Origin of the sequence: Streptomyces sp. NBC_01176, from assembly GCF_045039825.1 — a bacterium.
Taxonomy (GTDB): Bacteria; Actinomycetota; Actinomycetes; order Streptomycetales; family Streptomycetaceae; genus Streptomyces.
Genome location: NZ_CP108600.1, coordinates 1,608,403 through 1,634,453 on the forward strand (window position 1 = coordinate 1,608,403; position 26,051 = coordinate 1,634,453).

Genomic DNA, 26,051 nt, shown 5'->3' on the forward strand with positions numbered 1-26,051 from the left:
ATGAGCACCGAGCTGACCATCTCCTTCCGCGCCCCGCACGCCGATCCCGCCTCGGGCGTCGTCCCGCTGGGCCGCCGGCAGTTCCGCCTCTACACCGGTCCGGAGGGCATAGCGCTGCCCGAGGTCGTCCTGGAGCAGGAGGGCACCGACGGCAGCCGCATGGTGACCGTGCACCTGCCGGCCCGTATCGAGGTCATCACCCCCAGCGGGGGCCTCGTACCGGCGCAGCTGGCGCAGGCGCTGGCCGACTGCTGGGTACCGCAGCAGTACACGTCGATCACCGTGGAAGGGCCGCGCACGCTGTCCCAGGACACCATGCTGCCGACGGCCCTGGTGCACCCCGCGTCCGCTCCCCCGGCCGCCACGGGCGACGAGCCGTTGCGGCTGGACGTCCACTGGAGCGTCGACTACGCGTCGGTCGAGCACGCGGGAACCGCGCACGGCCGCGTCATGCTGGAGTTCGCGCCACAGGGCGAGGAGCCCGCGGCGCCGCCGCAGCCCGAGGACGACGACGAGTTCCTGACCCTGCGCGACATCACGGGCAGCACGCACGAACACGAGTTCATCGTGGTCGACTTCGGGACGACGGCCTCCACCGCCACCCTGCACGACCCGACACGGATCAGGGCCCAGCTGGTCGATCCGGCACAGGCCCGTTCCCTGACCGACCTGCTGACGGACCTGCTCGCGCCGCCCGCCGACGCGCCGACGGAATGGCGCAAGGAGGTGGACGCGCTACTCGCCGGGCCCGTCGCACTGCCGCGCAGAAACGCCGAGGTGACGGGTACCGAGGCACTGGCCCGGCTGAGCGACTCCGACGTCGCCGACGCGCTGATGCTGCGCGTCGAGGCCATCCGTGAGCAGGCGGGGCCGGAACTGCGGCGCTGGCTCAACCGGCGGCTGCACAGCGGGTACGCGGAGGTCATCGGCGCTCCGCCGCTGAACCGGCACGCGCTCAGGGCCGTCGAGTACCCGGACGACTCGGGCCGGCTCACCTCGGCCCCGGCCAGCGCGCTGCGCGAGGTCGAGTACGCCGACGGCACCGTGCCCGAGCATCCCCGCGACCGTGCCTTCGCGCTGTGCGGCAACGGCCCCGAGGGGCTGCCCGGCGTCAAGGGGCTGACGGGCATCAAGAGGGCGGCGCTGCAGCTCACTCCGGAGCCGGTGGCGGACTCCGACATGTCCGCGGACCATCTGGCCCAGCACATGTACCTGTTGCTGGTCGACGGCGCCGAACAGACCACGTACAACCCGGCGCTGGAGACGATCAGCCGGATGGCGACGGTCGTCGTCACGTATCCGACGACGATCCTGCCGGAGGTCAAGGAGAAGCTGGAGAGGCTGGTCCGCACGGCGCTCGGCGGTCCGCGCGTCGTCATGGACTTCGACGAGGGTCTCGCGGCCGGACTGTACTTCCTGATGGGGGACCTGACCGACAACCTCAACGCCGGCCTGGAGTCGCTGCGCGCACGCTGCCGACGCGTCGGGGACAAGCCGCCGACGTGGCAGCGGATCATGCTGGTGATCGACATCGGGGGCGGCACCACCGACATCGCGCTGCTGCGGCTGACCCTGGTCGACCAGACACCGGCACTCGGCGACGACCAGGAGTTCGTGGCGGGACGGGACTACCGGCTGGAGCCCGAACTGCTCGGGTCGACGGGCCACGAGCGGCTCGGCGGCGACCTGCTGACGCTTCAGGTCTTCTACTGGATCAAGGCACGTCTGGTGGACGAACTCAGCGTCCAGGCGGACCCGTTCGGCGAGGAGACGGAGGACGGCGAAGGGGCCGGGCAGGACGTACCGGGCCGGCGCGCGGGCGTGCCGCGGCGCGCGTACGCCGACGCGGTGGCCGAGCGTGCGGCGGACGAGCTGGACACGATCGTCTCCCCGGAGGTGCGCGCGATCCTGTCGGAGGCGCTGCCCACGGACTGGGCCGGGATCAGCGACCCGGGCGAACGGGACGAGCGCAGGACCCGGTTCGAGCTGCTGTGGAGGCTCGCCGAGCTCAAGAAGCGCGAGCTCAGCGCACGGGGCGCGGGGGACGCCGTGCTGGAGCCGGAGCGTGTGGCCGACGTCCTGAACGCGGGTCCCCACCACCGGCTGGGTCCGGTGCAGGGTCAGATCACCCTGGACGCCGGGCAGTTCGCCAAACTGGTGCAGCCTGTGCTGCGCCGGGCCGCCGCGCTCGGCGCCGACCTCGTGCGCGGCTCGTTCCGCCGGGCCCACGAGGAGAACGAGGAGCGACGCGCGAAGGGGCTGCCGGAGCTTCCCGAGCCGCTGCTCGACCAGGTGGTGCTGTCGGAACGTACGAGCCGCATGGCCCAACTGGAGGGAGAGGTACGGGCGGTGCTGCGCCAGAAGGGTGCGGACGGCGGCGACGGTCTCGGCTGGCACAAGAACACCGAGCTGTCGGCCGAGGTGAAGTACGCCAAGCAGGTCACCTCGCTCGGCGCGGCCTGGGCCCACTCGGTGCGCAACGTCGCCGGGCAGGTCTGGCACGGCAACGACGAGGGCGGACGGGCCGGGGCCACCATCCGGCTGAGCGATCTGGACATCCGGCTCCAGGGGCTGTTCTCCAGTCTGCCGTGCGACTTCGGTCCGCGTGGGCACATGGACCGGGTCACCCCGCTGCTGCGGGCGGGCGACGCCTATGTCGAACTCGACACCTCGGGGCGGCTCGGGGTCCGCACCGGCTGGAACGCACTCAGCCGCACGCTGTCGATCCACCGCTACCTCGGGTCGGGCGACTCGCTGCAGTGGGGTGCCTTCGACCTCGCCCTGGCGGCGAGCGCGGAGGGGTTCAAGCCGACGCCGTCGGTGTGGAGGCCGCCCAGCGGCAGCCGGCGCGGGGTGCGCTACCAGATCGAGATGGACAACCGGCTCGTGCCGTACGTCCTGTTGTGCAACGGCCCCGCTCATCTGCTCGTCGACGGTCCCGCGGTCCCGCTGGACGGCGCGGCGCCCGGTCTCGCCTTCGACGCCGATCTGCCGAGCTGCTCGGTGCCCGGCCGTATCTGCGTCAACGCGGGCACGGACGACCACGGCGTACGACGCCTGGTGGAGGTGTTCCCGCCCTCGTCACCCGATCTGGCGGGCGACGCGGTCGTGTCCGCCGACGGCTACCTGCCGGAGTCCTTCCATCCCACACTCGACCTGCACGACCTGCCGGTGCCGGGGCGTGTCGCCGCGATCTCGGTGCCGCCCACCGACGTGAACAACACTTTCACCTACGAGTTCTTCCTGGACCGCGGCGACGGTTCTCCGGTCTTCCTCGGCTACCTTCCCGCGGTTCAGGACGGCCGGCACCACGCCACGCTGGACGCCCACGGCCAACTGCGCGTGCACCGCGGCCTGGTGCCCTACCTGCCCGCCGAGAAGCTGCGCCAGGTGGAGGACGTTCCCGGCCGGGTGCTGCGCCTGCGCATGGACCCGCCCACCAACAAGCTGAACCACCACTGGGATCCCAACAGCGGGAGGCACTGATGACCGACGCCCACGGCCACCGGCCGAGGCACGCGCACGCAGTCCGGCTCGGTGCCTTCGCCCAGGCCGCCACCGACCTGCTGGACTCGCCCTCGCAGTGCGGGGAGGCGTTGTTCGAAGCGCTGCACGAGTGCTGGCTGGCTCTCCAGAACGTTCCGGGCCACCTGCCTCCGTACCGGGACGATCCGCGCGAGGTCGTCGAGCGCTTCGAGGAGGCGCGTACGCAGCTGGGCTGGGCGTTGCGCGAGGCGTCCGCGCTCACGGCCGCCGCGCACGGTGAACGCCCGGCGGGGGGCGGCACGTCCGAACCGGACGGGGGCGAGAGCGGGGAGGGAGACCGGGACGGGGACGGGGACGGGGACGAACGAGTCGGCCGGACCGATCCGGGCGCCTCCGTCGAAGGGGGCGAAGCGGAGGTCCGGCTGGATTCGGTCCCGAAGGATCGAGTGACCGACTCGCCGTCCCACGCGTCCGCGGTGCCCGAGGAAGGCGAGGGACCGAAGCCACCACGGACTCCTGAGACGTCGCAGACATCGCAGACGTCGGAGCCACCAGGGACCTCGGTGCCATCAGAGACACCGGAGACACCCGAGATCTCGGTGACACCCGAGACACCGGAGTCAGCGGAGACACCGGACGAGCAGGACGGGCTGGACCCGGCGAACCTCGCGAAGCCGTCGGTGTCGGTCAGGCAACCGCGGCCGACAGAACCGACCTTTGCCGCATCGGAGTTGACGACTCCCCAGTCGACGGATCCTCAGTCGGCGCCAGGGTCACCGCACAGCTCCTCGCCCGGGCCCACGGCCGTACGAACGGACCCGCTGGCGGACTTCGCGGCCGTACTGGAGCAGTTGGAGTCGGAGCTGCGGAGCGAACAGGTCCGCTATCTCCCTCAGCCGGCGTCTCCACGCCGAGAAGACCGTGACGGCGACGCCGCGGAGCTCGTCGGGCGGGTCTGGCGGCGCGTCCACATGGCGCTGCTGCGGCTGCCCGGCGACGTGGCCGCGGAGTGGCGTACGACGGCGGCGGCCAGGGCCGCCCTCGCGGGCCTGCCGGTGCCGGACGAGGAGGTCGCCGATCCCGACGTGATCGTGCTCGGCCTGCCGGACGGTCTGTGTCCCGCGGAGCGGCTGCCGCTGGACTTCGCCGACCTGCCCGCCGCCGCCAGGGACGCGGACCCGAAATTCCACCGGTACCTCGGTCTTCCGGCGGCCGAGATCGGGGACCTTCCGCCCGGCGATCCCCGTCCTGCCTGGGCGGTGCGGGCCGCGCAGGCCGAACGGCTGGCCACGCTCGATCCCGAACTGCACGTCGCGCTCCTCCACGACCACCAGCCGGGCAGCCTCGCCGAGCAGGAGCACCGGGACAAGTACGAACGCAGGCTGGCCTCGCTGCTGCGCACCGCGGGACAGGGCCTGGACGAGGGGATGGCGTGGACGCGGGAGAACCGGCTGGGTGCCGCCCATCACCTGGACATGGTTCTGGGCGGTCTGGTGCACAAACGTCCTGCCGCCCCGGACAGTTGGTGGTACCAGTGGCGCACTCGGGTCTCCCAGATCCTGGTCCCGCTCGCCGAGGACGCCAACTACGAGGTGATCTTCCGGCCGTTGGAGGACCTGCACCGGGACTTCGCCGCGGAGTACACGATCGCGGAGACCGTGAAGGGTATCGCCGGCTCCAGCGAACCCGAGGTGCAGTGGGTGGTGTGGACGGCGTTGCGGCGCAAGAAGGGCGCGAACTACGGGCCCAACAAGCACAAGGGCCGAGTCGTCGTACGTCCGGCCGAGCCCACCCGGCGGTGAGTGATGACCCTCCAGCGTGGAGCGCCGCACGCGTCCGACGTACGGCCCCCGGCCCCGGGTCCGTCCACCACCTCTCACGACGCCGCGTCGCTGGGCCGGCTGCTCGGCGCCTGCGCGGCCGGGCGTGCGAACGGCCTCTCCCCGCAGTTGGTGGCCGACCTCGCCGCGGCGTGCGCTCCGGCCGGGGATCCGGCACGGAAGGCCGATCCGGTGCTCCGCGTGGTCGTGCTGCGCACTGGAGCCGCCGCCGCGGGTCTCGTTCCCCTGCTCACCGGGATCCGGCTGCCCGAACCTCCCGCCGCCACCGACCTCGTACCTCTTCAGTACGACCACCAGCCTTTGGTGGAACCGGAGTTGAGGATCACTGAGGGGCATCGACGGGCTCTCGACCGGCTGGCCCGGCGGCTCCTGCGGGACAGTTCCGTGGTGGGCACGGCCCGTGCCGCCGGGAGGGACAGGTACGGGACGGTCATGTGGCTGCGGATCCGCGCGGCGCAAGGGCGGGACCGCTTCTTCGCGACGTGCTGGACGGGCGAGGACGCCGTCGCACGGGCTTGGCGGCGCATACAGGATGTGACAGCGGCCGGCACGGAGGCCACCACCCGCGCCGCCGCCCGCACGCCGGACAGACCGGACACGCCCGACGGACCCGATCTACCCGCGACACTCTCGACCGCCTTCGCGGGCGACCCCCTGCCGTGGCCACCGGCGGGCGACGGCGTGCGCCTGACGGTCACGGACGTCCCCGTGCCCGCGGGGGGCGCCCTTGTGCCGTACGTCCGTGAGGTCCTGGACTCCGCGCACCTGGTGCTGGCCGCCGCACCGCATCCGCAACTCGCGGGCCGGGAGCCGCTGTCCGCCGGATTCCGGGCACTGCTCGCCGGGTCGGTGGGCGGTCCCTGCCGGCCGCCGGTGATCCTGGTGTCCTGCGTTTCCGAAGACGAAGGCGCCGACTTCCTCTCCGGGCTGGTCGGCTGGCTGCGCGGCGCCCTGCCGCACACCGTAGGGCCGTTCGCCCGCGGTCTGCCCGTCCACGCGGTGTCGCCGACGCGGGCCGGGGACGCCCTGCGCGTACTGCTCCATCCGACGGACCGGGCCTCGCCCGCGCGGGCGCGGGCCCTGGAGCTGTGGGTGGCGAGCGGACTGTCCGCGCTGTGCGCGGCGGCCCTCGCGCCCGCGCTGCGGGACGCGCGCACGTCCACGGCCCGGCTCAGCGCCCGTCGGTTCCGGGCGGCACTGCACGACATCCGGCTCGACGGGTACGACGTTCCGCCCGGTGCGGGCCGCGCACCGGCGTCGGCCGCCGACGTGCTCGCCTCTGACGTACCCGCCCGGCAACTCTGGGACGAGCTGGACAGGTTCGCCGCGGTGCCGCTGGCGCGACGGGCCGTACGACGGCCGCCCCCCGCCGTGGGACCGGACGACCGTCCACACGATTCACGTTCACGGGGAGACATCGGACCATGACCTCCACCACTTGGCTGATCATCCTTCTCGTCCTGTCGCTGGCGGGGAACGCAGCGCTCGCCTTCCGGCTGGTCAGGACGGACCGCGCCGCGCTGCCGCAGGCGCCCGTCCCGGCCTTGGCCCAGCCGTCGGGAGTGGATCCCGAACTCGTCTCGTCCCGAGCCCGCTTGGACGATCTACGGCGCGAGGTGGCGGCAACGCACGAACTGCTGCGCGGGCGCGACCTCGAACTGACGCGGGTGCGCGCCCTGCTGAAGGACACTCAGGAGACGTCCGCGGCCGCGGCCATGCAGCCCGCGGGCCTCCAGCAGGAACTGCACGTGGCACGGCAGCGGTTGCGGACCCTGGAAGGCGAGGTGCGCGGTCTGGCGCGGGAGCGGGACGACGCGCGTTCCGACGCGGACGGTCTGAAGCGGCGCCTCGCCGAGGCGGAGGCCGAGGGCGGGACGCCGCTCGGCCCGAACGCGCTGTCCCCGGCGGTCCCCCGCCGGCTGCCGCTGGGGCGGGACGCGACGTCGGACAGCAGTGTCGACGGCGCGGATCTCGGACCGCTCGTCGTCCGTGCCGCGTCGGTGCGCGGAGACCGGGCCCGGCGTGAGGGAGAGCACCGGCGCGAGGCGTTCCTGCTGCGGTTCGTCGAGGAGATGCGCACGCCCACCCTGCTCAGCGCGGTGGCGGCGGGGGTTCCGCACGGGCGCTGGTCGCAGTCCGCGGCCGACCGCGCCTGCCGCAACCTCGCCGCACAGGTGGCACGCTACGGGGACACGCTGGGCCATCAGCTCTACGGGCCGGTCGGCTCGGACGACGACCTGACCGGGCTGCTGCGGACGGCACTGCAGGGGGTGGCGCACTCCATGAGGCTGGTGACGCGCGGGGAAGGGCCGGGCGGCGAGCCGGACGACGCCGCGATCGGGGTGGCGCTGACAGGGCTGCTCTCGCGTCTGGGGGACAGCCGACAGCGGGAACACGTGGCCTTCGGGATCGGTGACGGCGCGCTGATGGTGTTGCGCGACGGAGTCTGGGCCAGTGCGTTCACGCCAGGCGAGACGGTGGCCGAGCGCGGGCTGCGGTTGCCCGCCGCCGCCCAACAGGTGCGCTGCGCCCGCCTGACCACCCGTCCGGGTGACCTGTTGGCACTGTGCAGTTCATCCGTGGCGGACCTGCTGGTGCGCCCCGAGGCGGGGGACTGGTTCGCCGAGCGTTGGGCGGGGCGCCAGCCCTATCTCACCTCGTTCCTCTCCGAGGTGAACGTGCCGGTGCGGTCCCCCGGGGGCGACCGCACCGTCGTCTGCCTCTGGGACTTCGGCGACGCCCGGGAAACCCCGTCGGCGGATTCCTGACCCGCGCGGTCCGGCCCGGTGCGGGCGGGTGCCGGGGCGGTACGCCGGCACCGCGATCCGGGTGAACGGGCTCGTCGCCCGCGTTGGCCGACTCGACCACCCAAAGGGACACGCAGGCATCCGTGGGCCTCGCGGCCCAGCAGCAGCTCGGCGGCGCCGTCCTACCGGTGTGGAACGACTGACCCGTCACGTCGGCGCCGCGTCGGCCCCACCACGACGTCACCCCAGACGGACGACCCCGGTGGCGGGTGCGGTCACCCCGGCGGCCTCCCGCACACCGACGGCGAGCACCGCGCACGTGAACGCGATCGCGGGGACCTTCCAGTCCCAGGACGCGAACGCGATCACCGGTACGACACACATCGAATGGATGGCGGAGACGGCGAACGCCCCCCGTGCCCAACCTCCGCCGGTCGCTGACCGACCGACGGTGGTCCAGTGGCACCACCACAGTCCGGCAGCCAGGGCCGCGATGCCGGCCATCAGAGCAGCACCGAGCCGGGCCACATCGGCATCGGTCACGCCGTCGGGGTCCAGCGCGGTCGAGCCGGTCGTGTGCACGCTCAGTGCGACCGCAGCCCATGCGAGGGCCGCCGCACTCAGCAGCAAAGCCAGAACCACTGCGCGCCTCCGGTCCCAACTTGTCCCGGAATGCGTGGAGTTCGATTTCATGGCTCATACTAACCACCGCCCGGAACAGGGACACCGGACATGGATATGGGCGGGTCCGGGAGCCGACGCCCCCGGACCGCCCAACCATGGGAGGTCAGTGGCGCAGCCTGGCGCGCACCACCAGCGCGTCGTGGTCCGTGTACGTCGTCGGTTCGATCTCCAGCGTCGGCGCGGCGAGGTTGCCGTAGACATGCTGGATGCCGGGTGACTGGGTCGCGGCCGCGTCCGTCAGCGTCCACTGCTTCTCCGGCGCGCACGAGGCGTGCCGGTTGACGTCACCGGCGAAGATCGAGGGCCGGCCACGGGAGGCGAGCACCCGAGTCAACTCGGCGCACTGGACCGAGTTGGCGGTGCCGGGCGCCTCGCCGTCGGTGGAGAGGTGGCTGGTGCACACGTCCAGCTTGCGGGCTGTCGTCACGCAGAGCCAGCGTCGCTGCTCCACTCCGCTGAACACGGAGTACGGCGCGTCCTCGGATGCGCGGATCGCCTCCTTCGTCAGTACCGCGTTGCCGAAGAAGCCCCTTCCGTCAGGCGACTTGCAGGGCAGCGGGGCACCGTTGTAGATCACGGTGGCGAAGCGGTAGTGGAAGCGGGTGCGCTCCGCGATCGTGGCGACATCGCCGCTGCACGCCTCGTTCAGCGTGACCGCGTCGACGTGGTCGGCCCGGATGCGGCCCACTGCCTCGTCGACGATTTTCGGGTACTCGGTCTTGGCGTAGCAGCCGGCGTATCCGCTGGAGCACACGTTCATCTGCAGGAGCGCGAAGGTCCGGTGCGCGTGGTGCGAGTGCGCCCCTCCGGAATGAGCCGTGGTGGCAGCCACGGCGGTGTTCGGAGACAGCAGCAGCCCGGCGCCCAACAGGCAGCCGAGGATCAACGAGCGCAGAGGCCTCAAGGAAGATCTGATCATGGGGCGATTGTCTTGATGCGACGCCAGGTCAGGAAGCCTGCCGGAGAAGAGTTCACCCCCCTCTCGCTCAGGCGTCACCGCCACCGGTGCGGGGCGTGCGTCCGCTGCGGAGGTGGCACGGTGGGTGATCCTTTGGCACGAACACCCTGACAACGGGTCTCGGCCCGCACGATGCCGGGAAAAACGATTGACGCTCCGCTTCAAGTCGGGAACGATCCCAGGCCGTGACGACGAGCAGCGATCAAGACCGGTCCGCCCGCGGGCGGACCCCTCCCGGCCTTCGCCCGCTCGCTCTGGTCACCGGCGTGGGGCGCACCGTCGGTATCGGCGCGGGGATCGGCCGTCGGCTGGCAGCCTCGGGCTGGGATGTCGCCTTCACCTACTGGACGCCCTACGACGACCGCATGGCCTGGGGCAGCGAGTTCGGCGCGAGCGAATCGATCGGCCGAGCTCTGAGCGAACTTGGTGCGTCCACCGCGGCGATCGAGGCGGATCTCGCCGACCCGGACACCCCGGCACGCGTCTTCGACGAGGTCGAACAGCGGCTGGGGGGTGTCACCGCTCTGGTGATGTGTCACTGCGAGTCGGTCGACTCCGGGCTGCTCGACACCACCGTCGAGAGTTTCGACCGGCACTTCGCCGTCAACGCGCGCGCCACCTGGCTGCTCATCCGCGAGTTCGGACACCGCTTCGCCGCAACCCCGGGAACGGGTCGGATCGTCAGCCTCACCAGCGATCACACCGTCGGCAACCTTCCCTACGGAGCGAGCAAGGGAGCCCTGGACCGCATCACCCTGGCCGCCGCCCGCGAACTCGCCCACCTCGGCGTGACCGCCAACGTGATCAACCCTGGACCGGTCGACACCGGATGGATGTCCGAGGAGACCCGGGAGCACTGTGTCCGCCACACCCCGCTCGGCCGTCTGGGCACTCCGCAGGACACCGCGCACCTCGTGGACTTCCTGTGCTCCCGGGAAGGCGAATGGATCAACGGCCAGTTGCTGATGAGCAACGGCGGTCTCGCTCAGGGCGTGTGACGAGAGTCCCGCCGCGACACGCGCGACCGGGCGTCACCGTGAGCGAGGACGGGGTCGGCGGCGGCGGTGAGCGCGCCGAGGGCGCTGGCCTGGGTGCGCCAGTCGGTCTGGTTGGGGCTGGTGCCGGACCAGCGTTCACCGAGGGTGTTGAGGGAACTGCGGTCCCGCGCCCACAGGGTGTCCGCCTGCTTTTGGACGTAGCTCCGGTAGTCGCTGGAAGCGGTGGCCTTCGCGAGATCGGCGAAGTGCCGCATGAAGATGCCCTTGAACTGCTTCTGGTTGTCGTCGCAGGACGACGGGCCCACGTCGCAGGATTCGGTGAGCACTCCGCCGCTGGTCAGCGTCGAGCTCTTGATCGCCGCGTCGGCCAGGGTCCGCGCGGTGGTCAGCAGCGAGGCGTCGTTGGTCGCCTTCCACAGCTCGGTGAAACCACCGATGGCCAGTCCCTGGTTGTAACTCCACACCGTGCCCCCGTTGTTGGCGCACGTCGAGGTCAGTCCGTCGTTCACCAGCCCCGAGGAATTGATCAGCCCGCTGGATCTGTACCAGGCCGCTGCCGTCCTCGCCCGCTGGAGCCATACGGTGTCGCCCGGGATGCGCTGATGCAGCGCCGCGGTAAGCCAGAGGTACTGACCGTTGGTCACCGCGTTCTTGTAGGTGCGCTCGCGGTCCCACCACACGCCACCGCCGCAGGTGCCGGTGTCCCAGTACCGCTGGACGTACTGGGCGATGGTGGTCGCCTCGTCGAGATAACGGGAGTCGCGGGTGTAGTCGTACGCGTCGAGCCAGGCGATGGCCCACCAGCCCGAGTCGTCGATGGCACGGCTGATGAAGTCGCCCTCGATCGCGTCCGAGCTGCGCACGCCGGCGGCGAAGGTGCCCTTGTTCTGGTCGAAGGTGCGCGCGATGACCCAGTCGTAGTCGTGCGTGCCGGTGGTCCTGGCGAAGTCGATCAGGGAGGTGAGGGTGGCGGCGGAGTTCCACCAACTGCTCGGCCACCAGCCGTTGTAGGGGTCGTACGAGGCCATCAGCGCGTCCGCCGCCGCGCGCGCTCCGGTCGGCGCGGGCCTGGCCCATGCGGTGCAGCTGCCCTCCTGGTGTGCGGCCTCGCGGCCGCAGGCGCGGACCGCGCCGCCGTAGAGGCGACCGCGGGGGTCGCGGGTGGCGTACATCGCGGTGCGGGTGCCGGTCGCTCCGGACTGGACGCTGGTGCGGCCGAGGGAGGAGCCGTCCGGCCAGGTCGAGCCGCCGTCCCAGGAGCGGTCGAGCCAGATCTCGTCGCCCGCGCCCCCGGTGTCGATGCCGGCCCAGGCCATGGAGTTCCTCTGGTCGACATGCAGCCGGATCGTGCGGCCGTAGAGGGTGGTCGACGGCACCGGCTGGTCGTCACCGGCCGCCTGGCCGGCGCCGGTTCCGTCACAGAGGGTGTCGCAGACGCTGGGGTAGACCCAGTTCGTGCAGCCGACGGCGGCGGCGTCCCCACAGGCCCGGACCAGCCCGCGTCTGTGGTTGCGGGGGTCGGTGATGTTGTACATCAGCGTCCTGGTGCCGGTCCACGTAGCCGGGATGGCCGCCTTTCCGAGCAGTCCTTCCCAGGTGGCGCCGCCGTCCCAGGAGCGGTCCAGCCACACCGAGTCGCCGGTCACGCCGTTGTCGATGCTGGCCCAGGCCATGTCGTCGGCGTCGGACACGTGCAGTTCGAGGCGGCGGCCGTTGAGGTCCTTGTTCGGCACCGGAAAGCTCTCCTGGCGGGCCAGCGAGGGATCCTGGGTGTCACAGGCCAGGACGCACACCGTGCCGGCGGCGGCCGCGGGCGTCGCACCCAGGCCCAGCCCGAGGGCCACGAGAAGGACCGCCATCAGGCAAGTGAGCGGCCGTGAAGTTCTGACAACGATGTCGGACCGTCCCCAGTGCACCATGACCCGCCTCGATTTCACCGTGATGAAGTCGCCGTCGGCGGGCGCGTCGTCAGCCGACAGCCTCGATGCGCCCGCCAGGATTCGAGCATTGGTCCATACCTGCCTCCGAAAAAGTGAATCGACTTGGCGAGGCCCTGTCAATGCCTCAAACCTGCCGCGTTTCACCGGAGTTCACGGCGGGCCCACAGGTTGACACTCCGTTTTCCGGCGCCCATCATCGGTGCAACTTCGGCGAGGCGCCTCGCACACCACACCGCTCCATCGGTCGCGCCCTTCGCGGGCACCGCTTTGAATCGATTCAAACACGCCGCCTTTCCCGCACCCGATCCGGGAGGTCCCCATGCGCCGCGCCCGTCCCCCGCTGAACCGATCGCCCGGTCCAGGGCGCTTGCTCGACCTGGCTGTCGCCGTGGCCGTGACCGCCGTGGCCGCCGCGGCTACCGCGCCGTCCGCCGGCGCCTCCCCTCCCCCGTCCGTGGCCGCATCCGCGGCGGCAACGGCCGTACCCCGGGCGGATTCTGACGCCCTGAACTATTCGCCGACCTCACGCACCCTCAAGCCGGCCGCCGTGCACTCCACGTCCGGCAGCGTCGCGAACCCGCAGAACGTCCTCAGCGGGCAGCCGACTCGGATCTCCGGCTCGCAGTCGGCCATCACCCTCGACTTCGGCAAGGAGGTCGCCGGCCTGGCAACGTTGTCCTTCGGCAGTACCAGCGCCAGTGGCCGCCGAGTGGGCCTGGCCTTCAGTGAGTCGTCCCTGTACGCGGGCACCAACAGCGACCGGAGCAGCGGCCGGGACGGCGAGGACGGCGCTCTCTACACCACGGCCTCCGCCAACGGCACCTACACGATGCCCACCGCGAGACTGCGTGGCGGCTTCCGCTACCTGACCGTCTTCCTCGACGCCTCGGGCTGGGTGGACCTCACGGGCGTCAGCCTCGACTTCACCGCGGCTCCGGGAAAAGCCGACCCGGCCGACTACGCCAACTACTTCCACTCCAACGACGACCTGCTGAACCGCATCTGGTACGCCGGGGCGTACACGGTGCAGCTCAACACGATCGCGTCCGGCCAGGGCCGCGCCTGGCCCCCGCCGGCCTCGGAGTGGGACAACGGCGCCACCGTCGGGGTGGGTGACTCCGTCCTGGTCGACGGGGCCAAGCGCGACCGTACGGTGTGGCCCGGCGACTTGGGGATCGCCGTACCCACGCAGTACGCGTACTCCAACGACCTCACCTCGACCCGCAACGCGCTCACCACGATGTACAACGCACAGTCGGCGGGGGGAGAAATCCCCTGGTCGGGACCGCCGTTCAACCTCACCGGCTCGGACACCTACCACACCTGGACGCTGCTGGGCACGGCCACGTACTACACCTACTCGGCCGACCGGGCCTGGCTGGACTCCGAGTGGGCCGATTACAAGCGCGGGATGGCCTTCATCAGCAACAAGATCGACGGCAACAACCTGCTCAACGTGACCCGCACCCAGGACTGGGCCCGGGTCGGCCAGGGGGGTGAGAACATCTCGGCCAACGCGCTGCTGTACGCGGCGCTCAGGACCGGTGCCACCCTGGCCACCGTCGAAGGCGACAGCGCGCTCGCCGCGAGCTGGAACGGCAAGGCCGCCGCGCTCAAGGCCGCGGCCAACTCCCTGCTGTGGGACGCCTCGAAGGGGATGTACAAGGACAACCCCACCAGCGGGATGTATCCGCAGGACGGCAATTCGCTCGCCGTCTGGTACGGGCTCACCGACTCCGCGGCGAAGTCGCGGAGCATCATCGCCGGGCTCGGGACACGATGGGGCGCGTACGGTCCGACCACCCCCGAGTGGGGCGGCAACGTGTCGCCCTTCGCGGGCGGGATGGAGCTGAACGCCCGCTTCACCGCCAATGACGACTACAGCGCGCTGGCGCAGATCCGCCGCACCTGGGGCCACATGCTGAACAGCGACATCGGCACCAGGAGCACCTTCTGGGAGGGCGTCCAGGCCGACGGCGGCCTCGCCTACGGCGGTTCCTTCATGAGTCTGGCCCACGGCTGGTCCACCGCGCCCACCTCCACGCTGACCTTCGACGTGCTGGGCACCGCACCGGAGTCGGCGGCCGGCGCGTACCGTTTCGTTCCGCACGCAGGCGATCTGACCAGCGCCCAGGGCCGCATCACCATGCCGCAGGGCGCCCTCGACGCCTCCTGGTCCCGTGATCCTGCCGCCGGCACGTATGCGGCGCACCTCACCAGCCCGGCCGGCACCACCGGTCGCATCGGCGTCCCGAAGTTCGGAGGCGGCAACCCATCGGTGTCCGTGAACGGCAAGGTCGTCTGGAGCAACGGAACCTTCACTCCCACCGGTGGTGTCTCCGGCGCGAGCCAGGACGACGCCTACGTCTACCTCACCGGCGTCGCTCCGGGCGGCTACACCGTGACCGCGACAGGACTGGGCAATCCCTCCGCGCCTGCCGAGCCGGGTACCGGTGCCCTGCGCGCGGGCTTCACCCGCTGTGCGGGCGAGGGCGGCACCTGCGCCTTCAGCGGCACCCGCGCGGTGGCCTACGGAGCGGGGGCCTACACGTACAGGACGGCGACCGACCGCATCACCTGCACCAACGCCTCCTTCGATGGCGACCCCGCGTCGAATCTCGTCAAGTCCTGCTACGTCGCTGACGTCGGCGGCCCTCCTGGATACACCCTCTGCTCCGCCGAGAACGGCACTTGTTCCGTTCCCGGCTACAACCGCGACGTGGCGTACGGCGCCAACGGCAACTTCGCCCATCAGGTCACCAATGGTTCCGTCGCCTGCACCAACGCCCACTTCGGCGATCCCGTCGACGGCGTCGCCAAGTCCTGTTACCTGCCGCCCGCCGGAGGGCCGTCCGGCGGCTGGACCAAGTGCGCGGACCAGAACGGCACTTGCCCGGCCGTCGCGGGGCAGCCCGTGATGTACGGCGCCTACGGCGCGTTCACCCTGATCACGGTCACCGGCGACACCCCGTGCACCGACGCCGCGTTCGGCGACCCGATCCCCGGCGAGTCGAAGGCCTGCTACACCTCCGCGGGCGGCCCACCTGGTTACGCCACCGCTTGCTCCGCCGAAGACGGCACGTGTGGCTTCAGCGGGCAGCAGACCGTCGCCTACGGCGCACGGGGCCGCTTCGTCTACAAGTCGTTCACCGGTGGCACGCCCTGCACCACCGCGGCACTCGGCACGGATCCGTTGCCCGGCGTACGCAAGAGCTGTTACCTCACGTCCTGAGGAGCAGTCGAGGACAATGCCAGAGCGACGGTCCGGTACAGGTAGGTCATGGGCGTTCGTCCGACGGCCCGTGCCGGACCGTCCGGGAGCAGCGGCCCAAGTGCCCTGTTCGATCGCGGGCGCGAGGGGGAGTTTCGGTGGATGTGGTGCGCGTCATGGAGTCGCTGGCCCAGCAGGGGGTCACGGTGCTGTTCAAGGCCGATGCCGAGCGCATGCGTGAGGGCGTGAAGCCGTGGACGTTCGTCGCGAGCGGTGCCCCGTTCCACGACGACCTCTTGGTGCGGACGGACGCCGTCTCGGTGGAGGCCTGCTTGGAGGTCTGCCTTCCCCGATTGCGCGGATTCGGGCTGGCCGTACCGGAGTTCGGAGCGTGAGGAGGGATCGTGTGGTGGTGCGGCTCCCCGAGGGATCCTGGTGGGACTGGGACGTTGTGGAGTGGAACGCGGGCAGGCTGCGTCTCGGCGCCGGACACGACATCTCGTACGCCCATCACTTGGAGCTTGTCTTCACGGACCCGGTCCTGGTCAGGTGCCCCGCCGCTTTCCAGGATCCCGTCTTCCGCGCGCCGGCGCCCGAGGAGGTTCGGCTGGTCGCCGATCAGATCGGGGAGACACCACCTGTTGTCCTTGCCTTCGAGGCGGACGCAGGTGGCCCGGAGCGGGCTTCCTGTCTGATCGCCGCCGGGCAGCTCGAGATCGTCCGGGGCACCGTCCTCCGGTACTGGCGCGAGCTCGCGGCCGGGGAACGCCTCGCGCCTTGGGTGCGGCCTCCCGTGGCCTGACCAGCCGTGATCCAGCCGGCGACCGTCAGCGGCCTCCGACGTCCGTGGGAACTCCACGGTCGCGTCACATGGGCGGGGTTTCGAACCCTCAGCCCGTCAGGAGCAGCGCGTGTCGGGTCGCGTGCGCAGTACCTGATCGAAGTAGCCGGGGCCGGAGGCCGGGACGACCTGCGGGGCGGTGCGGTAGCGCAGGGTCCTGGTCTGCCACTCGTGGTAGCCGCTCATCCACGCTGTCATGAGCCCGGTGTAGGTGTTCACCGCGGTCCGCTGCTGTTCGGAGAGGTCGAGCTGCGCGCACAGGCCCGGGACCTGTCCGACGAGTTCCTGGAACCGCCCTACGCGCAGCGCCACTTCCTGACGGGCAGCGGTGACCGCTTCGTCGCGGGTGCAGCGCCGGGTGTGTTCGATGACGAGGACGATGTTGTCCATGTCGCCGCGTGCCTCCTCCTTTTCCAGGGAGTACACGTCGTTGCACATCAGGGTGACGTCGATGGCGGCTCGACGCATGAGGCGCAGCTGGGGGCTGTGGAAGGCGGCGGCGGGGACGGTGATGCCGGCGGCCTGTTCGCCGAGGGAGAGGGGCAGGTCGGTGCCGGCGATGCCGCGGCGGACCTGGAGGTAGGTCTGCAGGTCGGCGGGGGTGGCGCGGAGGCGGCCTATCGCCTCGTGGGCCTGGGCGGCGAAGTAGTACTCCCACTCGTGTGCGGTGCGCGCGATCCAGCCGGGGTGGGCGTCGTGGGTGCTGCGGGCCCAGATGTCGGCGAACGCGTGCGAGCACGGGTCCGCGCCGGCTTGCGGAGCGGTGCCGTGGACGATGTCGATCAACTGCTGGCACACGCGGGCCGTCTGGGCGGGTTCCCGGCCGAGGGGGCCGTCGAACTGGTCGTCGAAGACGAAGAAGAAGCCCATCGCGTCCGCGCACAGGTCCAGGGCGGGGCCTTGGGCGTACGGGAAGCCGAGGGCGGCCAGGCCTGGCATGTCCCACGAGGTGTACCAGGCGAGGGACCGTTCGTCGCCCACCAGGCCCATGCGGCGCACCCAGTGGAGATTGCGCAGGCGGGCGCCGTCGAGGTCGGGGCTGATCCCCGCTATGGCGGGCAGGTCGAAATCGATGTCCTGCGGCACAGGTCCTCCCGGATCGTGGACAGCGAGTGCGGCCTGGTGCCGTGGGGGCCGAGGCGTGCCGCCGACGGCTCGGCGCCGGTACGTCGGCCCGGGCCCCAAGGCGGCTGCCGACCCGTGCTTTGGGTGGAGGCGCTGGTCAAGGGGGGCTTGCCCGGATGTCGGGTCACCACTGCTGTGCGTACGGTCCGGGCAGGCATCACCGGATCTGGAACGGCTCTCATGCCGGGGTGGCCGGGGTCGTGAGATCCAGGGCGAGCGGCTCGGCGCCGCCGACCCCCAGCCGGGCGAGCGAGAACGCCATGGAGGCGCCCACGCTCTGCGGTGTACGGAACGCCTCGGTGCTCCGGATCCGGGGGAAGTGCTCGCACACCGATTCGGGCGTCGGGTCCTCCTCCCACAGGACACCCTCGGTGGCGCCCAGGAAGATCCGCCCGGTCCGGCGGCCGGCCGCGTGCAGGAGTTCTCCCGTGCAGGGCGTGCGTTCGTGGGCCAAGAACGCCACCACGGGCGCGACATGCCGGGCGGGGAACAGCGACGTGAGGATCGCGGTCATCTGGTCGTCCCCCTGGACCGCCTCCAGCGACATGCGGGTGCCGGCGACCGGCACGACCGCGTTCACCTTGATGCCGAGACAGGCGCCTTCGGCGGCCAGGGAGGTGGTCAGGCCCAGCACCGCACCTTTTCCTGCCGCGTAGACACTGAGCCCGCTGTCGCCGAACAGCGCGTCGGAGCACGTGTTGACGATCCGCCCGTACCCCGACGCGGCCATGTGCGGCCACACCGCACGGAGCATGTTCAGGGTCCCGCCCACATGTGTTTCCAGCACACGGCGGCACTCCTCGTCGGAGAGCTCTCCCAACGGCCGCAGGACCGAGATCCCCGCGTTGTTGACCAGGACATCCAGCCGCCCCCAGCGCTCCAGCGCCGCCGCGACCAGAGCCTGCGCGCCGGCCGTGGCGGCAACGTCGTGGACATCCGCGACGGCCTCGCAGCCCAGCGCCCGGATCTCCTCGGCCACCGCCTGCGCGGGCGACGGCGACGTCCCCCGGCCGTCGATCCCGGTCCCCACGTCGTTGACGACCACTTTCGCGCCCCGCGCCGCGAGGAGCATCGCGCACTCCCGGCCCAGACCCCGGCCCGCACCCGTCACCACCGCCACACGGCCGTCGAAACGAAGCGAATCCACCCCGCCCACCACCCCTCCCAGAAGACGCGCTGTCAGCCCCGACCCCCGACGGGCACCCCCACGGACCCGGCGACCGGCCCGCAGCCGCCGGCCCGCACGCTCCGCGCAGTCCATACGCTCCGCGCAGTCCGCGCAGTCCGCGCAGGGAAGACGCTTGATCCCCGACGAAGCGTCACTCCTTGCCCCCCTGCCAACCACCCTGCCCGGACCGCCCGGGCCAGGACAGGGTGCATGGCATCCACCCGACGCATCCGGGCGCGCCACAAGCGCCAAACGCTCCGGCACGCGCCATTGCGCCGGAAGGCACGACGTGAAAACGAACCCGCCACGACGCAGCGCTGCGACCGGCGGCCTGGCCGAGTACGGCGCCCTGTCGTGGCGGCCGGTGCGATGACGATCCCTGAAGCCTGGTGCCGGGGTCAGCAGACAGGCCGGCCTGCGCGGGTCGCCGTCGCGGGCGGAGGCCTCCGGGAGCCGACGGGACGGTCAGGACGCGCCGCGGAGCGCTCCGCCGCTCGACCCGGCACGGGCGCCGAATGCCACGGCGCCACCGGCGACCCGGCCGTGCGCCTCGTGCGGGTCCGCGTCCTCTGCGGCTGTGCGGCGCGCGGCTGTGCAGCCGTGCGGCTGTGCGGCTGTGCACAGGAGGAGATGCCCGCTCTGGAGCCGGGGGAGTCACCGATGTGGTCGAAGCCCGTCCTGGGGTGTCCCGCCGGGATCCGTCAGGAGGTGGCGGCCGGATGCGGGTCCCCGAGGTAGGGGAACCGGTCCAGGGTGTCGGTGTGCGGCGTCAGACCGGTGGGCGGCGCCTCGTTCTTGGTGAGGAACGCGACGCGGATGTCGATGACGTCTTCCGTGAACGTCCGGCCATTGGGGTACGCGGCAGGCTTGGACGGGTCGAAGTGCAGCACGTCCGGCAGGAGGCCGTGCTCCTCGAGCGCGATGATCGCCTCCTCGCGCGAGTAGTCGCCGGTGTGGCCCAGGAGGTGGACGAACTGGTCCGTCCACCTGGCCCGGTCGTTGACCGGCTCGCTCGCGTTGTACTCCTCCTTCGTGTCGTCGGTGTTGAAGAAGCTGCTCATCGACGGGTGCCCGGCCCGGTCCGCGTGGACGAGTTCGCCGTCGCGCAGGACGCTGCACCGGCCCCAGATGTGGAGCTCGGGCTGGGGGGCCAGCTCCGCGGTCGGCAGTTCGATGGCCATGGAGAAGACGTTGGCCGTGGTGTTGGAGTCGACGCCGGTCCAGGGGGACTTTCCGCCCAGATGCGGCGCGGTGAAATTCCGCTTCCCGCTGGTGTCGAACAGATCCTTGATTCCGTCGAAGTCGAAGAAGAAGGCGTCACTGCGGCTACCGGCGGCCACCTTGTAGTCGCCGCTGTCGACCACGTTGGCCTGGGGGCCGAAGGAGACGGCGGCGTCCGACACGATCTTGGTGCCGACCGCCTCGGGCCTGCGGGACTCCGCGCCCGTCGCCATGAAGACGCTGTAGGTCTGCGAGCCGTCGGATGCCGGCGGGCTGAAGACCCAGCTGAAGGCGACGTCGGTCAGGTAGTCGCCGTCATTGTCGACGTTCAGGCGGTACACGGCGTCGGGGTGGAGCGCGTCCGCGTTCGGATTGGCGTTGAGGATGAGAACGGTCCTGCTCGGATCGCCGGGTGCCCCGAAGGCGTACAGGTCGCACAGATCGAGACGCTGGTCGCCGAGTGGCGGTCCAAGGCTGAGGCCGGTGAAGTGGTTGGACATGTCAGGCCTTCCAATGCTCGCTCGCCGGAACACCGCCAGAACGCTCGAACGGCCGTCCTGTGGCGCGTGAGGTACACCGCTCCTGAGCGGCGCAGCCACGCTAGCCCGCCGCGGCGGTCCGACCACCGAGGGCGAAGGCACCACCGTCAAACAACGCTCGAACGGGTCACCGGCAGGCGAAAGGCGATCGTCTCGCGGTCCGAGTGCAGGGCCATGGGGACGGGGCGTCGGTCTTCCGGACGGCTCCTGGTCACGGGTTGCCGCTCACCGTGGAGGCACCCAAGCTGGTGTCAGGGCTGGTGGAAGGGACCGCGGCCGTGAGTGGCGGAAAGAGTGAACTCCCCCGACTGCTGACGGCGGCGGAGACAGCGGCGCCGGCGGATGCCGTCGACGTGATCGCGCAGGACCTGCGGCAGCGGTTCAAGGCCACGAAGGTCTCCTTCCTCATCGTCGACCTGACGGGCAAGGCCGTGGCACGCCTGTCCACCGCCGGAACGGTGGGATGCGAGCGGGAAGCCGAACGGATCCCCATGTTCGGCAGCGTCTACGAGCAGGTGATCCGCACCCAGCGGCTCTATCAGGAGGCCACCGACCGGGGACAGCGGGTGATCGTGCCGGTCACCAACCGCGGAGACGCCATCGGGCTGCTGGAACTGCTCCTGCCGGCCGCCCCCGGCGAGGACGTCCTCGACGCGGTCGGGGAAGCCGCCCATGTCCTCGCCTACATCGTGATCGCCAACGAGCGCTTCACCGACTTCTACACCTGGGGCAAGCGCTCCAGACCGCCCACCCTGGCCGCAGAGATCCAGTACCAGCTGCTCCCCCCGTCACTGTCCTGCGAGGCCGCGCAGTTCACGCTGTGCGGGAGCCTGGAGCCCTCCGAGGACCTCAGCGGCGACACGTTCGACTACACCCTGGACCGGGACACGCTGCACGTGTCGGTGACCGACCCCATGGGCCACGACATCGACGCCGCCCTCGCCGCCACGGTGCTGGTGGGCGCCCTGCGTGGCGCCCGCCGTGCCGGAGCCGACCTGGCCGGGCAGGCCCGCTCGGCCGACCAGGCGCTGGCCGACCACGGCCACGGCCACGCCACCGGGCAGCTGCTGCGCGTCGACCTGCGAACCGGACGGGCCCAGCTCGTCAATGCCGGTCACCCCTGGCCGCTGCGCATACGCGACGGGATCGCCGAGGTCATCGCCTGCGAAGTGGACCATCCCTTCGGACTGTGCGTGCACGTGCCCCACCCCTTCCGTGTTCAGGACATCGACCTTCGCCCCGGTGACCGTCTGCTCATGCTGACCGACGGCATGCTCGAACATCACGGGGAGGAGATCGACCTGGCCTCCTTGTTGGAGCGCACCCAGGACCTGCACCCGCGTGAGACCGCGCTGACCCTGACGTCCGCGGTCCGGGACGCCGCCGGCGGCCGCCTCGAGGACGATGCCACCGTGATGTGCCTGGACTGGCACGGCCCCCAGGAGACCCAACGCCACGTCAGCTCCGGCGCGGACACCCAACAGGCCTCGGCCGGGCGCACGCAGCGGCGGCAGCAGCAGCCCCAGCCGTAACCGGCAAGTCCCCCTGCGCCGCGGCGTCGAGTGCCCGCACCGCCACCCGGCACATTGACCAGCTGATGCGCGATCACCGAGGGACGCGCCCGCGGTCAAGGAGCAGGCTGGTCCACTCGGCCGTCCCCTCCATCACCTTGTCGTGATCGTGGAGACGCCCTGACTGGACACCTCGGCGCCGTAGACCTCGGCCGGATGGGCCCTCGCTCCGTGCCTCGCCCGGCCGGCCGGCCTCGCGAACAGCCGCTCGTCCGGGGTGGCCGCACCGACCGGCTGACTCACCCACGCATGTCGATCGTCGTCCCGCTCACCTGCCGTCTCCTCGATCATCAGAGCAGCCGTCGAGGAGACGCTTTCGTGGGCCGCGGCAGCAGAGTTCGCCGTCTCGTCGGTGTGCCGTTGTCCGATGTTGTGTCCCGTCCTGTGTCATGCCGTCTGTCGAAGATCCGGCAGGCAAGAAGACATGACGGGACATCACTTGATGAGATCTGTTGTTCGGGCTCGTACGGTCGTCGCCGCGGCGGCCACCGTGGGTGCGGTGGTCGCGGGTGCGGGTACCGGGCAGGCGACCGCGCTGGACAGGGTCCGGCTGGCCGACGATGTGACCGTGGCACCGGGCATCGGTTACCGGGCTTTCTCGGTGACGGGCTCGCACGGGGTGGTGTCCGGGCATCTGGTCACCGCTGACCTCACCAACCGGCACGTCTCGGTGGACCTGCTCACCCCCGGCACCGTCTCCAGCCGCGTCAAGCTGTCCCAGATGGCCGCCGCCCAGGGCGCGGTGGCGGGCGTCAACGCGGACTTCTTCAACATCGAGGAGTCCCAGCACGTGGGGGTGGCTCCCACCAACTCCGCGGTCGGCCCGGCGATCGCCCACGGTGAGGCGCTCAAGGCGGCTGTGCCGGACGGCCAGCGGTTCGGTCCCGGCCTGCCGCCCGGCACGTCGACGCGCGACGTGATCGGGGTGGGCTACAACAAGCGGGCCCGGCTGGACGAGTTGACGCTCAAGGGAAGCGTCCGCACCAAGTCCGGTTCGTTCGACCTCGGCGGCTTCAACCAGTACGCCATCCCGGTGGGCGGGGTGGGCGCGTTCACTCCGAAGTGGGGCGACGTCTCCCGGCAGCGCTCGGTCTGCGGGACCGACACCGTCCGCTCCGCGGCCTGTTCCACGGACACCTACGAGGTCACCGTCCGCGACGGCCGGGTGGTCTCCGGATCCGCGACGATCGGGGCGGGCGCGATCGCCGAGGACACCGTGGTGCTGGTCGGCCGGGAGGCCGGCGCGGACCGGCTGCGCGCGCTCCGGACCGGGGACAAGGTCAAGGTCTCCGACCGGCTGAAGACCGCGAGCGGCAAGCGGTTGCGGTTCGCCGTGGGCGGCTTCCCCGTGCTCCGGGACGGCAAGCCCCTGCCCGGCCTGGACACGAAGGCCGCGGCGACCCGGACCGGCGCGGGTCTCGGTGACCACGGCAGGCGCCTCTACCTGCTGGTGCTGGACGGAAGTGCGGAGAGCGGCTCGGGCCTGACGGTCGCCGAGGTCGCCGATGTACTCGACACCGTGGGCGCTGACGCCGGGGTGAACCTGGACGGTGGCGGTTCGTCCACCCTGGTGACCCGGGACCCGGTGACCGGAACGCCTCTCGTCCGCAACCACCCGACCGGTGGCGCCGAACGCCCGGTTCCGGAGGGCATCGGGCTCTTCTCGCGCTGATCCGCCGGCCGGGCGGGCCCAGGTGCCGTGGCAGGTTCCGCCGTGCGCCGGACGGCCCGCCCGGCCGCGGTCTACGTGAGCGATCAGCCGCCGGAGTCGTCGCTGCCGGAGGAACGTCGCCCGCGACGCCGCCGGTAGGTGGTGCCATCCCGCACGCCGGCACCGCGCCCGCCGGCCTCTCCCCCACCGGCGGCCCGCGCACCACGACACCCGCGTGACTTATACGCGCGCAGCCCCGGCCGAGTACAAATCCCGGCCGGGGCGGTCGACTTGTGTGGGGTCGCGACGGCGGCCGGCTGCGACTCGTGGTCGACTTCCATGCCTCGCTCCCGCGGAACAGGACGGGGGACGGCCGCTGCCGTCGCACCGTCTTCAGGAGTCGTGGAGTCCACGCCACTGATGATCACGCGGTGGTCCCCTCCCGCCCCTGCCCGGGCCACCACCGACGGCGCGTCCCCATCCGCTGCGACCAAGTAGCGGCGAGTGGGGCCCAGTTTGACGGGACCGGACTGCGAAGCCGCACAGCAATAGACTGGCCGTCATGCTGAGGGAACTTGAGGTCGCAGACGGGCAGTTCCGCGTACGCGACCTGGAACCCGTCGACGAGAACGCAGTGCTCGCGCTGTTCGACGCGGCTGAAGACTGGTTCACGGCCACCACCGGTCTGCCTGCCGCCCCCGGCGACATACAGAGCCTCTACTACGCCCTGCCCGAGGGCGCGGCCTTCGAGGACAAGGCCCTCCTCGTGATCGAGGCCGACCGCCACATCGTCGGCCTGATCGATGCCGTGCTTCACCACCCGACCGTGAGCACGTGCTCGTTGGGCATGTTCCTCGTCCATCCTGCCCACAGGCGCTGCGGCCTTGGCCGCCAGGTCGCCTCCGCCCTCTTCGGTGAACTCACCGCACGCGGCCATACCGAGGTCGTCGCCTCGGTGGCCGAGGGCTGGCGGCCAGGCCGGGCATTCCTCGCCGCCCTCGGCTTCACCCTCGGTACACCTGGCCCGGCGACGAACACCAACCGCAACCTCGGCCCCGGCGAACGCCCCATCATCCCGGCGCGGCTCCGTCTGCCTGCGGCCCCCCGCTGAGGTGGCGCGGGCTCGGTGCGGCGCCGTGGCCTCCTAGACGCTGGGGGTGCGGGCCGCCCGCCCGGTCCCGTCAAGCGACCGGTTGCCGGTTGCGTCCGGATGGCCGCCACCTCAGGGCAGCGGAGCCTGAGCAGGCGTCCGCACATTTTCGGTCGTTGCCACCCCGCTGATGCTGGTACATCCCCTCCGACCTGCTGTGATGAGCCTCACCCATAACATGAGGCATCCCTCGAGTACGCTGGCGAAGTTGAACATGAGGACCCCCTCCGAATGGTTGACGTCGTGGCGCGGCGTCGGCGTCGGCGTCGGCGTCGGCGTCGGCGTCGACCGCCGGTACCTGGACCAGCTCCTGCTGGTCCAGCGCTGACGCGGCCCCAGGGCATCGCGGTCGGCTTGACGAGGCAGTGGGACGTGGCCCGGCGGTTGCGTCCTCGCCCCGCCTGACGACCGCGCCCCGGGCCGACATCGGGCCCGGACCAAATGAGTGAGCGATCAGAGGGCGGGGCGAGGAATCATGAGAGTGAGGGACAGTGAGGTCGATCAGAACCGTGGTGCACGAGCTGCCCGTGGAGTTCGTCGTGTCACACGACGTGTCGGTGTCGATGGGTGCGGCTCTGCGGTACGAGGCGGACGATCCCTATACCGTCCGTGCCGCCTTCCACCCCCTTGACCAGGGCGGGGCGGTCGAGTGGCTCCTCAGCCGTGACATGCTCGCCCAGGCTCTGAGCGAGCACACCGGGCACGGAGACGTGCGGATGTGGCCGGCCGGCGGCTCGGAACGGGGCGCGCTGTACATCGCCCTCCGTTCGCCCGCGGGATCGGCTCTGCTCAGACTCCCCGCGCGGGGCGTGAAGTTCTTCCTGCGCGACACGCGGTCCGTGGTGCCGCCGGGGGCCGAGTCCAGCCGGCTCGACCTGGACGCCGAGCTCGCGCAGTTGCTGGCGGGAAGCTGAACGCCC

Annotated in this window: 18 protein-coding genes; 12 read left to right on the forward strand and 6 right to left on the reverse strand. The window is 71.3% G+C overall.

Features of this window, described 5'->3' with window-relative positions; all coding sequences use genetic code 11:
- Genes OG199_RS06785 through OG199_RS06800 form a run of 4 tightly spaced genes read left to right on the forward strand, consistent with a single transcriptional unit; the run spans position 1 to position 8,095 of the window.
- Positions 1 to 3,486, forward strand: a complete 3,486-nt coding sequence (locus OG199_RS06785) for a hypothetical protein (RefSeq protein ID WP_405828561.1) — start codon at positions 1 to 3, stop codon at positions 3,484 to 3,486.
- Positions 3,486 to 5,288 (forward strand): hypothetical protein, encoded by a 1,803-nt coding sequence (locus OG199_RS06790; protein ID WP_405828563.1) that lies wholly within the window; start codon positions 3,486 to 3,488, stop codon positions 5,286 to 5,288. Before OG199_RS06785 ends, OG199_RS06790 begins: the two co-directional genes overlap by 1 nt.
- A gap of 3 nt (positions 5,289 to 5,291) precedes the next feature.
- Entirely contained in the window at positions 5,292 to 6,755 is a 1,464-nt protein-coding gene (locus OG199_RS06795; protein ID WP_405828564.1) for a hypothetical protein, read from the forward strand.
- Positions 6,752 to 8,095, forward strand: a complete 1,344-nt coding sequence (locus OG199_RS06800) for a protein phosphatase 2C domain-containing protein (RefSeq protein ID WP_405828566.1) — start codon at positions 6,752 to 6,754, stop codon at positions 8,093 to 8,095. The genes OG199_RS06795 and OG199_RS06800 overlap by 4 nt, the downstream gene beginning before the upstream one ends.
- A 219-nt stretch (positions 8,096 to 8,314) precedes the next feature.
- Here OG199_RS06800 and OG199_RS06805 read toward each other — a convergent pair whose 3' ends face one another.
- A complete protein-coding gene (locus tag OG199_RS06805; RefSeq protein ID WP_405828568.1) occupies positions 8,315 to 8,716 on the reverse strand; it encodes a hypothetical protein in 402 nt (133 codons plus the stop codon).
- A 145-nt stretch (positions 8,717 to 8,861) separates the two neighbouring features.
- The gene (locus tag OG199_RS06810) at positions 8,862 to 9,677 is read right to left on the reverse strand and encodes an endonuclease/exonuclease/phosphatase family protein (RefSeq protein ID WP_401807887.1); all 816 of its coding nucleotides are present in this window, start codon (positions 9,675 to 9,677) and stop codon (positions 8,862 to 8,864) included.
- A 224-nt stretch (positions 9,678 to 9,901) separates the two neighbouring features.
- Here OG199_RS06810 and OG199_RS06815 point away from each other — a divergent pair, with 224 nt between their 5' ends.
- Positions 9,902 to 10,714 carry an SDR family oxidoreductase gene (locus OG199_RS06815; protein WP_405828570.1) on the forward strand — a complete coding sequence of 271 codons (813 nt, stop codon included), beginning with the start codon at positions 9,902 to 9,904 and terminating at the stop codon, positions 10,712 to 10,714.
- On the opposite strand, the gene OG199_RS06820 is transcribed toward OG199_RS06815, so the two are convergent.
- Positions 10,702 to 12,573, reverse strand: a complete 1,872-nt coding sequence (locus OG199_RS06820; protein ID WP_405828572.1) for a glycoside hydrolase family 76 protein — start codon at positions 12,571 to 12,573, stop codon at positions 10,702 to 10,704. The two genes, OG199_RS06815 and OG199_RS06820, sit on opposite strands and share 13 nt — an antisense overlap.
- A 628-nt stretch (positions 12,574 to 13,201) precedes the next feature.
- Between OG199_RS06820 and OG199_RS06825 the strand changes: the two genes are divergently transcribed.
- The 3 genes from OG199_RS06825 (at position 13,202) to OG199_RS06835 (ending at position 16,667) form a co-directional block, all read left to right on the forward strand.
- Positions 13,202 to 15,886: an MGH1-like glycoside hydrolase domain-containing protein gene (locus OG199_RS06825; protein WP_405828574.1), complete on the forward strand. Its 2,685-nt coding sequence runs from the start codon at positions 13,202 to 13,204 to the stop codon at positions 15,884 to 15,886.
- Positions 15,887 to 16,023: 137 nt separating this feature from the next.
- On the forward strand, positions 16,024 to 16,260 hold the full coding sequence (locus OG199_RS06830) for a hypothetical protein (protein WP_356805937.1): 237 nt from the start codon (positions 16,024 to 16,026) through the stop codon (positions 16,258 to 16,260).
- Between the two features lie 11 nt (positions 16,261 to 16,271).
- Complete coding sequence (locus OG199_RS06835) at positions 16,272 to 16,667, forward strand: hypothetical protein (protein WP_356805935.1); 396 nt, start codon at positions 16,272 to 16,274, stop codon at positions 16,665 to 16,667.
- A gap of 96 nt (positions 16,668 to 16,763) precedes the next feature.
- Here OG199_RS06835 and OG199_RS06840 read toward each other — a convergent pair whose 3' ends face one another.
- From OG199_RS06840 to OG199_RS06850, 3 genes are all read right to left on the reverse strand, one after another.
- Complete coding sequence (locus tag OG199_RS06840; protein WP_356805934.1) at positions 16,764 to 17,792, reverse strand: terpene synthase family protein; 1,029 nt, start codon at positions 17,790 to 17,792, stop codon at positions 16,764 to 16,766.
- A gap of 217 nt (positions 17,793 to 18,009) precedes the next feature.
- On the reverse strand, positions 18,010 to 18,978 hold the full coding sequence (locus tag OG199_RS06845) for an SDR family NAD(P)-dependent oxidoreductase (protein WP_405828577.1): 969 nt from the start codon (positions 18,976 to 18,978) through the stop codon (positions 18,010 to 18,012).
- Positions 18,979 to 19,700: 722 nt separating this feature from the next.
- Entirely contained in the window at positions 19,701 to 20,720 is a 1,020-nt protein-coding gene (locus tag OG199_RS06850) for a DUF4331 family protein (RefSeq protein WP_356805932.1), read from the reverse strand.
- Between the two features lie 317 nt (positions 20,721 to 21,037).
- Between OG199_RS06850 and OG199_RS06855 the strand changes: the two genes are divergently transcribed.
- From OG199_RS06855 to OG199_RS06870, 4 genes are all read left to right on the forward strand, one after another.
- Positions 21,038 to 22,291 (forward strand): PP2C family protein-serine/threonine phosphatase, encoded by a 1,254-nt coding sequence (locus tag OG199_RS06855; protein WP_401807908.1) that lies wholly within the window; start codon positions 21,038 to 21,040, stop codon positions 22,289 to 22,291.
- Positions 22,292 to 22,772: 481 nt separating this feature from the next.
- On the forward strand, positions 22,773 to 24,002 hold the full coding sequence (locus tag OG199_RS06860) for a phosphodiester glycosidase family protein (RefSeq protein WP_356809625.1): 1,230 nt from the start codon (positions 22,773 to 22,775) through the stop codon (positions 24,000 to 24,002).
- A gap of 541 nt (positions 24,003 to 24,543) precedes the next feature.
- Entirely contained in the window at positions 24,544 to 25,092 is a 549-nt protein-coding gene (locus OG199_RS06865; RefSeq protein WP_405828580.1) for a GNAT family N-acetyltransferase, read from the forward strand.
- 530 nt (positions 25,093 to 25,622) lie between these two features.
- Positions 25,623 to 26,045, forward strand: a complete 423-nt coding sequence (locus OG199_RS06870; RefSeq protein ID WP_401807912.1) for an SsgA family sporulation/cell division regulator — start codon at positions 25,623 to 25,625, stop codon at positions 26,043 to 26,045.
- The last annotated feature ends 6 nt before the right edge of the window (positions 26,046 to 26,051 follow it).

What these genes read in the sequence shown, in the direction of transcription:
- OG199_RS06790 (WP_405828563.1), top strand. Translation starts at nt 3,486, where the DNA reads ATGACCGACGCCCACGGCCACCGGCCGAGGCACGCGCACGCAGTCCGG.
- OG199_RS06795 (WP_405828564.1), top strand. Translation starts at nt 5,292, where the DNA reads ATGACCCTCCAGCGTGGAGCGCCGCACGCGTCCGACGTACGGCCCCCG.
- OG199_RS06785 (WP_405828561.1), top strand. Translation starts at nt 1, where the DNA reads ATGAGCACCGAGCTGACCATCTCCTTCCGCGCCCCGCACGCCGATCCC.
- OG199_RS06865 (WP_405828580.1), top strand. Translation starts at nt 24,544, where the DNA reads ATGCTGAGGGAACTTGAGGTCGCAGACGGGCAGTTCCGCGTACGCGAC.
- OG199_RS06850 (WP_356805932.1), bottom strand. Translation starts at nt 20,720, where the DNA reads ATGTCCAACCACTTCACCGGCCTCAGCCTTGGACCGCCACTCGGCGAC.
- OG199_RS06860 (WP_356809625.1), top strand. Translation starts at nt 22,773, where the DNA reads ATGAGATCTGTTGTTCGGGCTCGTACGGTCGTCGCCGCGGCGGCCACC.
- OG199_RS06820 (WP_405828572.1), bottom strand. Translation starts at nt 12,573, where the DNA reads ATGGCGGTCCTTCTCGTGGCCCTCGGGCTGGGCCTGGGTGCGACGCCC.
- OG199_RS06800 (WP_405828566.1), top strand. Translation starts at nt 6,752, where the DNA reads ATGACCTCCACCACTTGGCTGATCATCCTTCTCGTCCTGTCGCTGGCG.
- OG199_RS06810 (WP_401807887.1), bottom strand. Translation starts at nt 9,677, where the DNA reads ATGATCAGATCTTCCTTGAGGCCTCTGCGCTCGTTGATCCTCGGCTGC.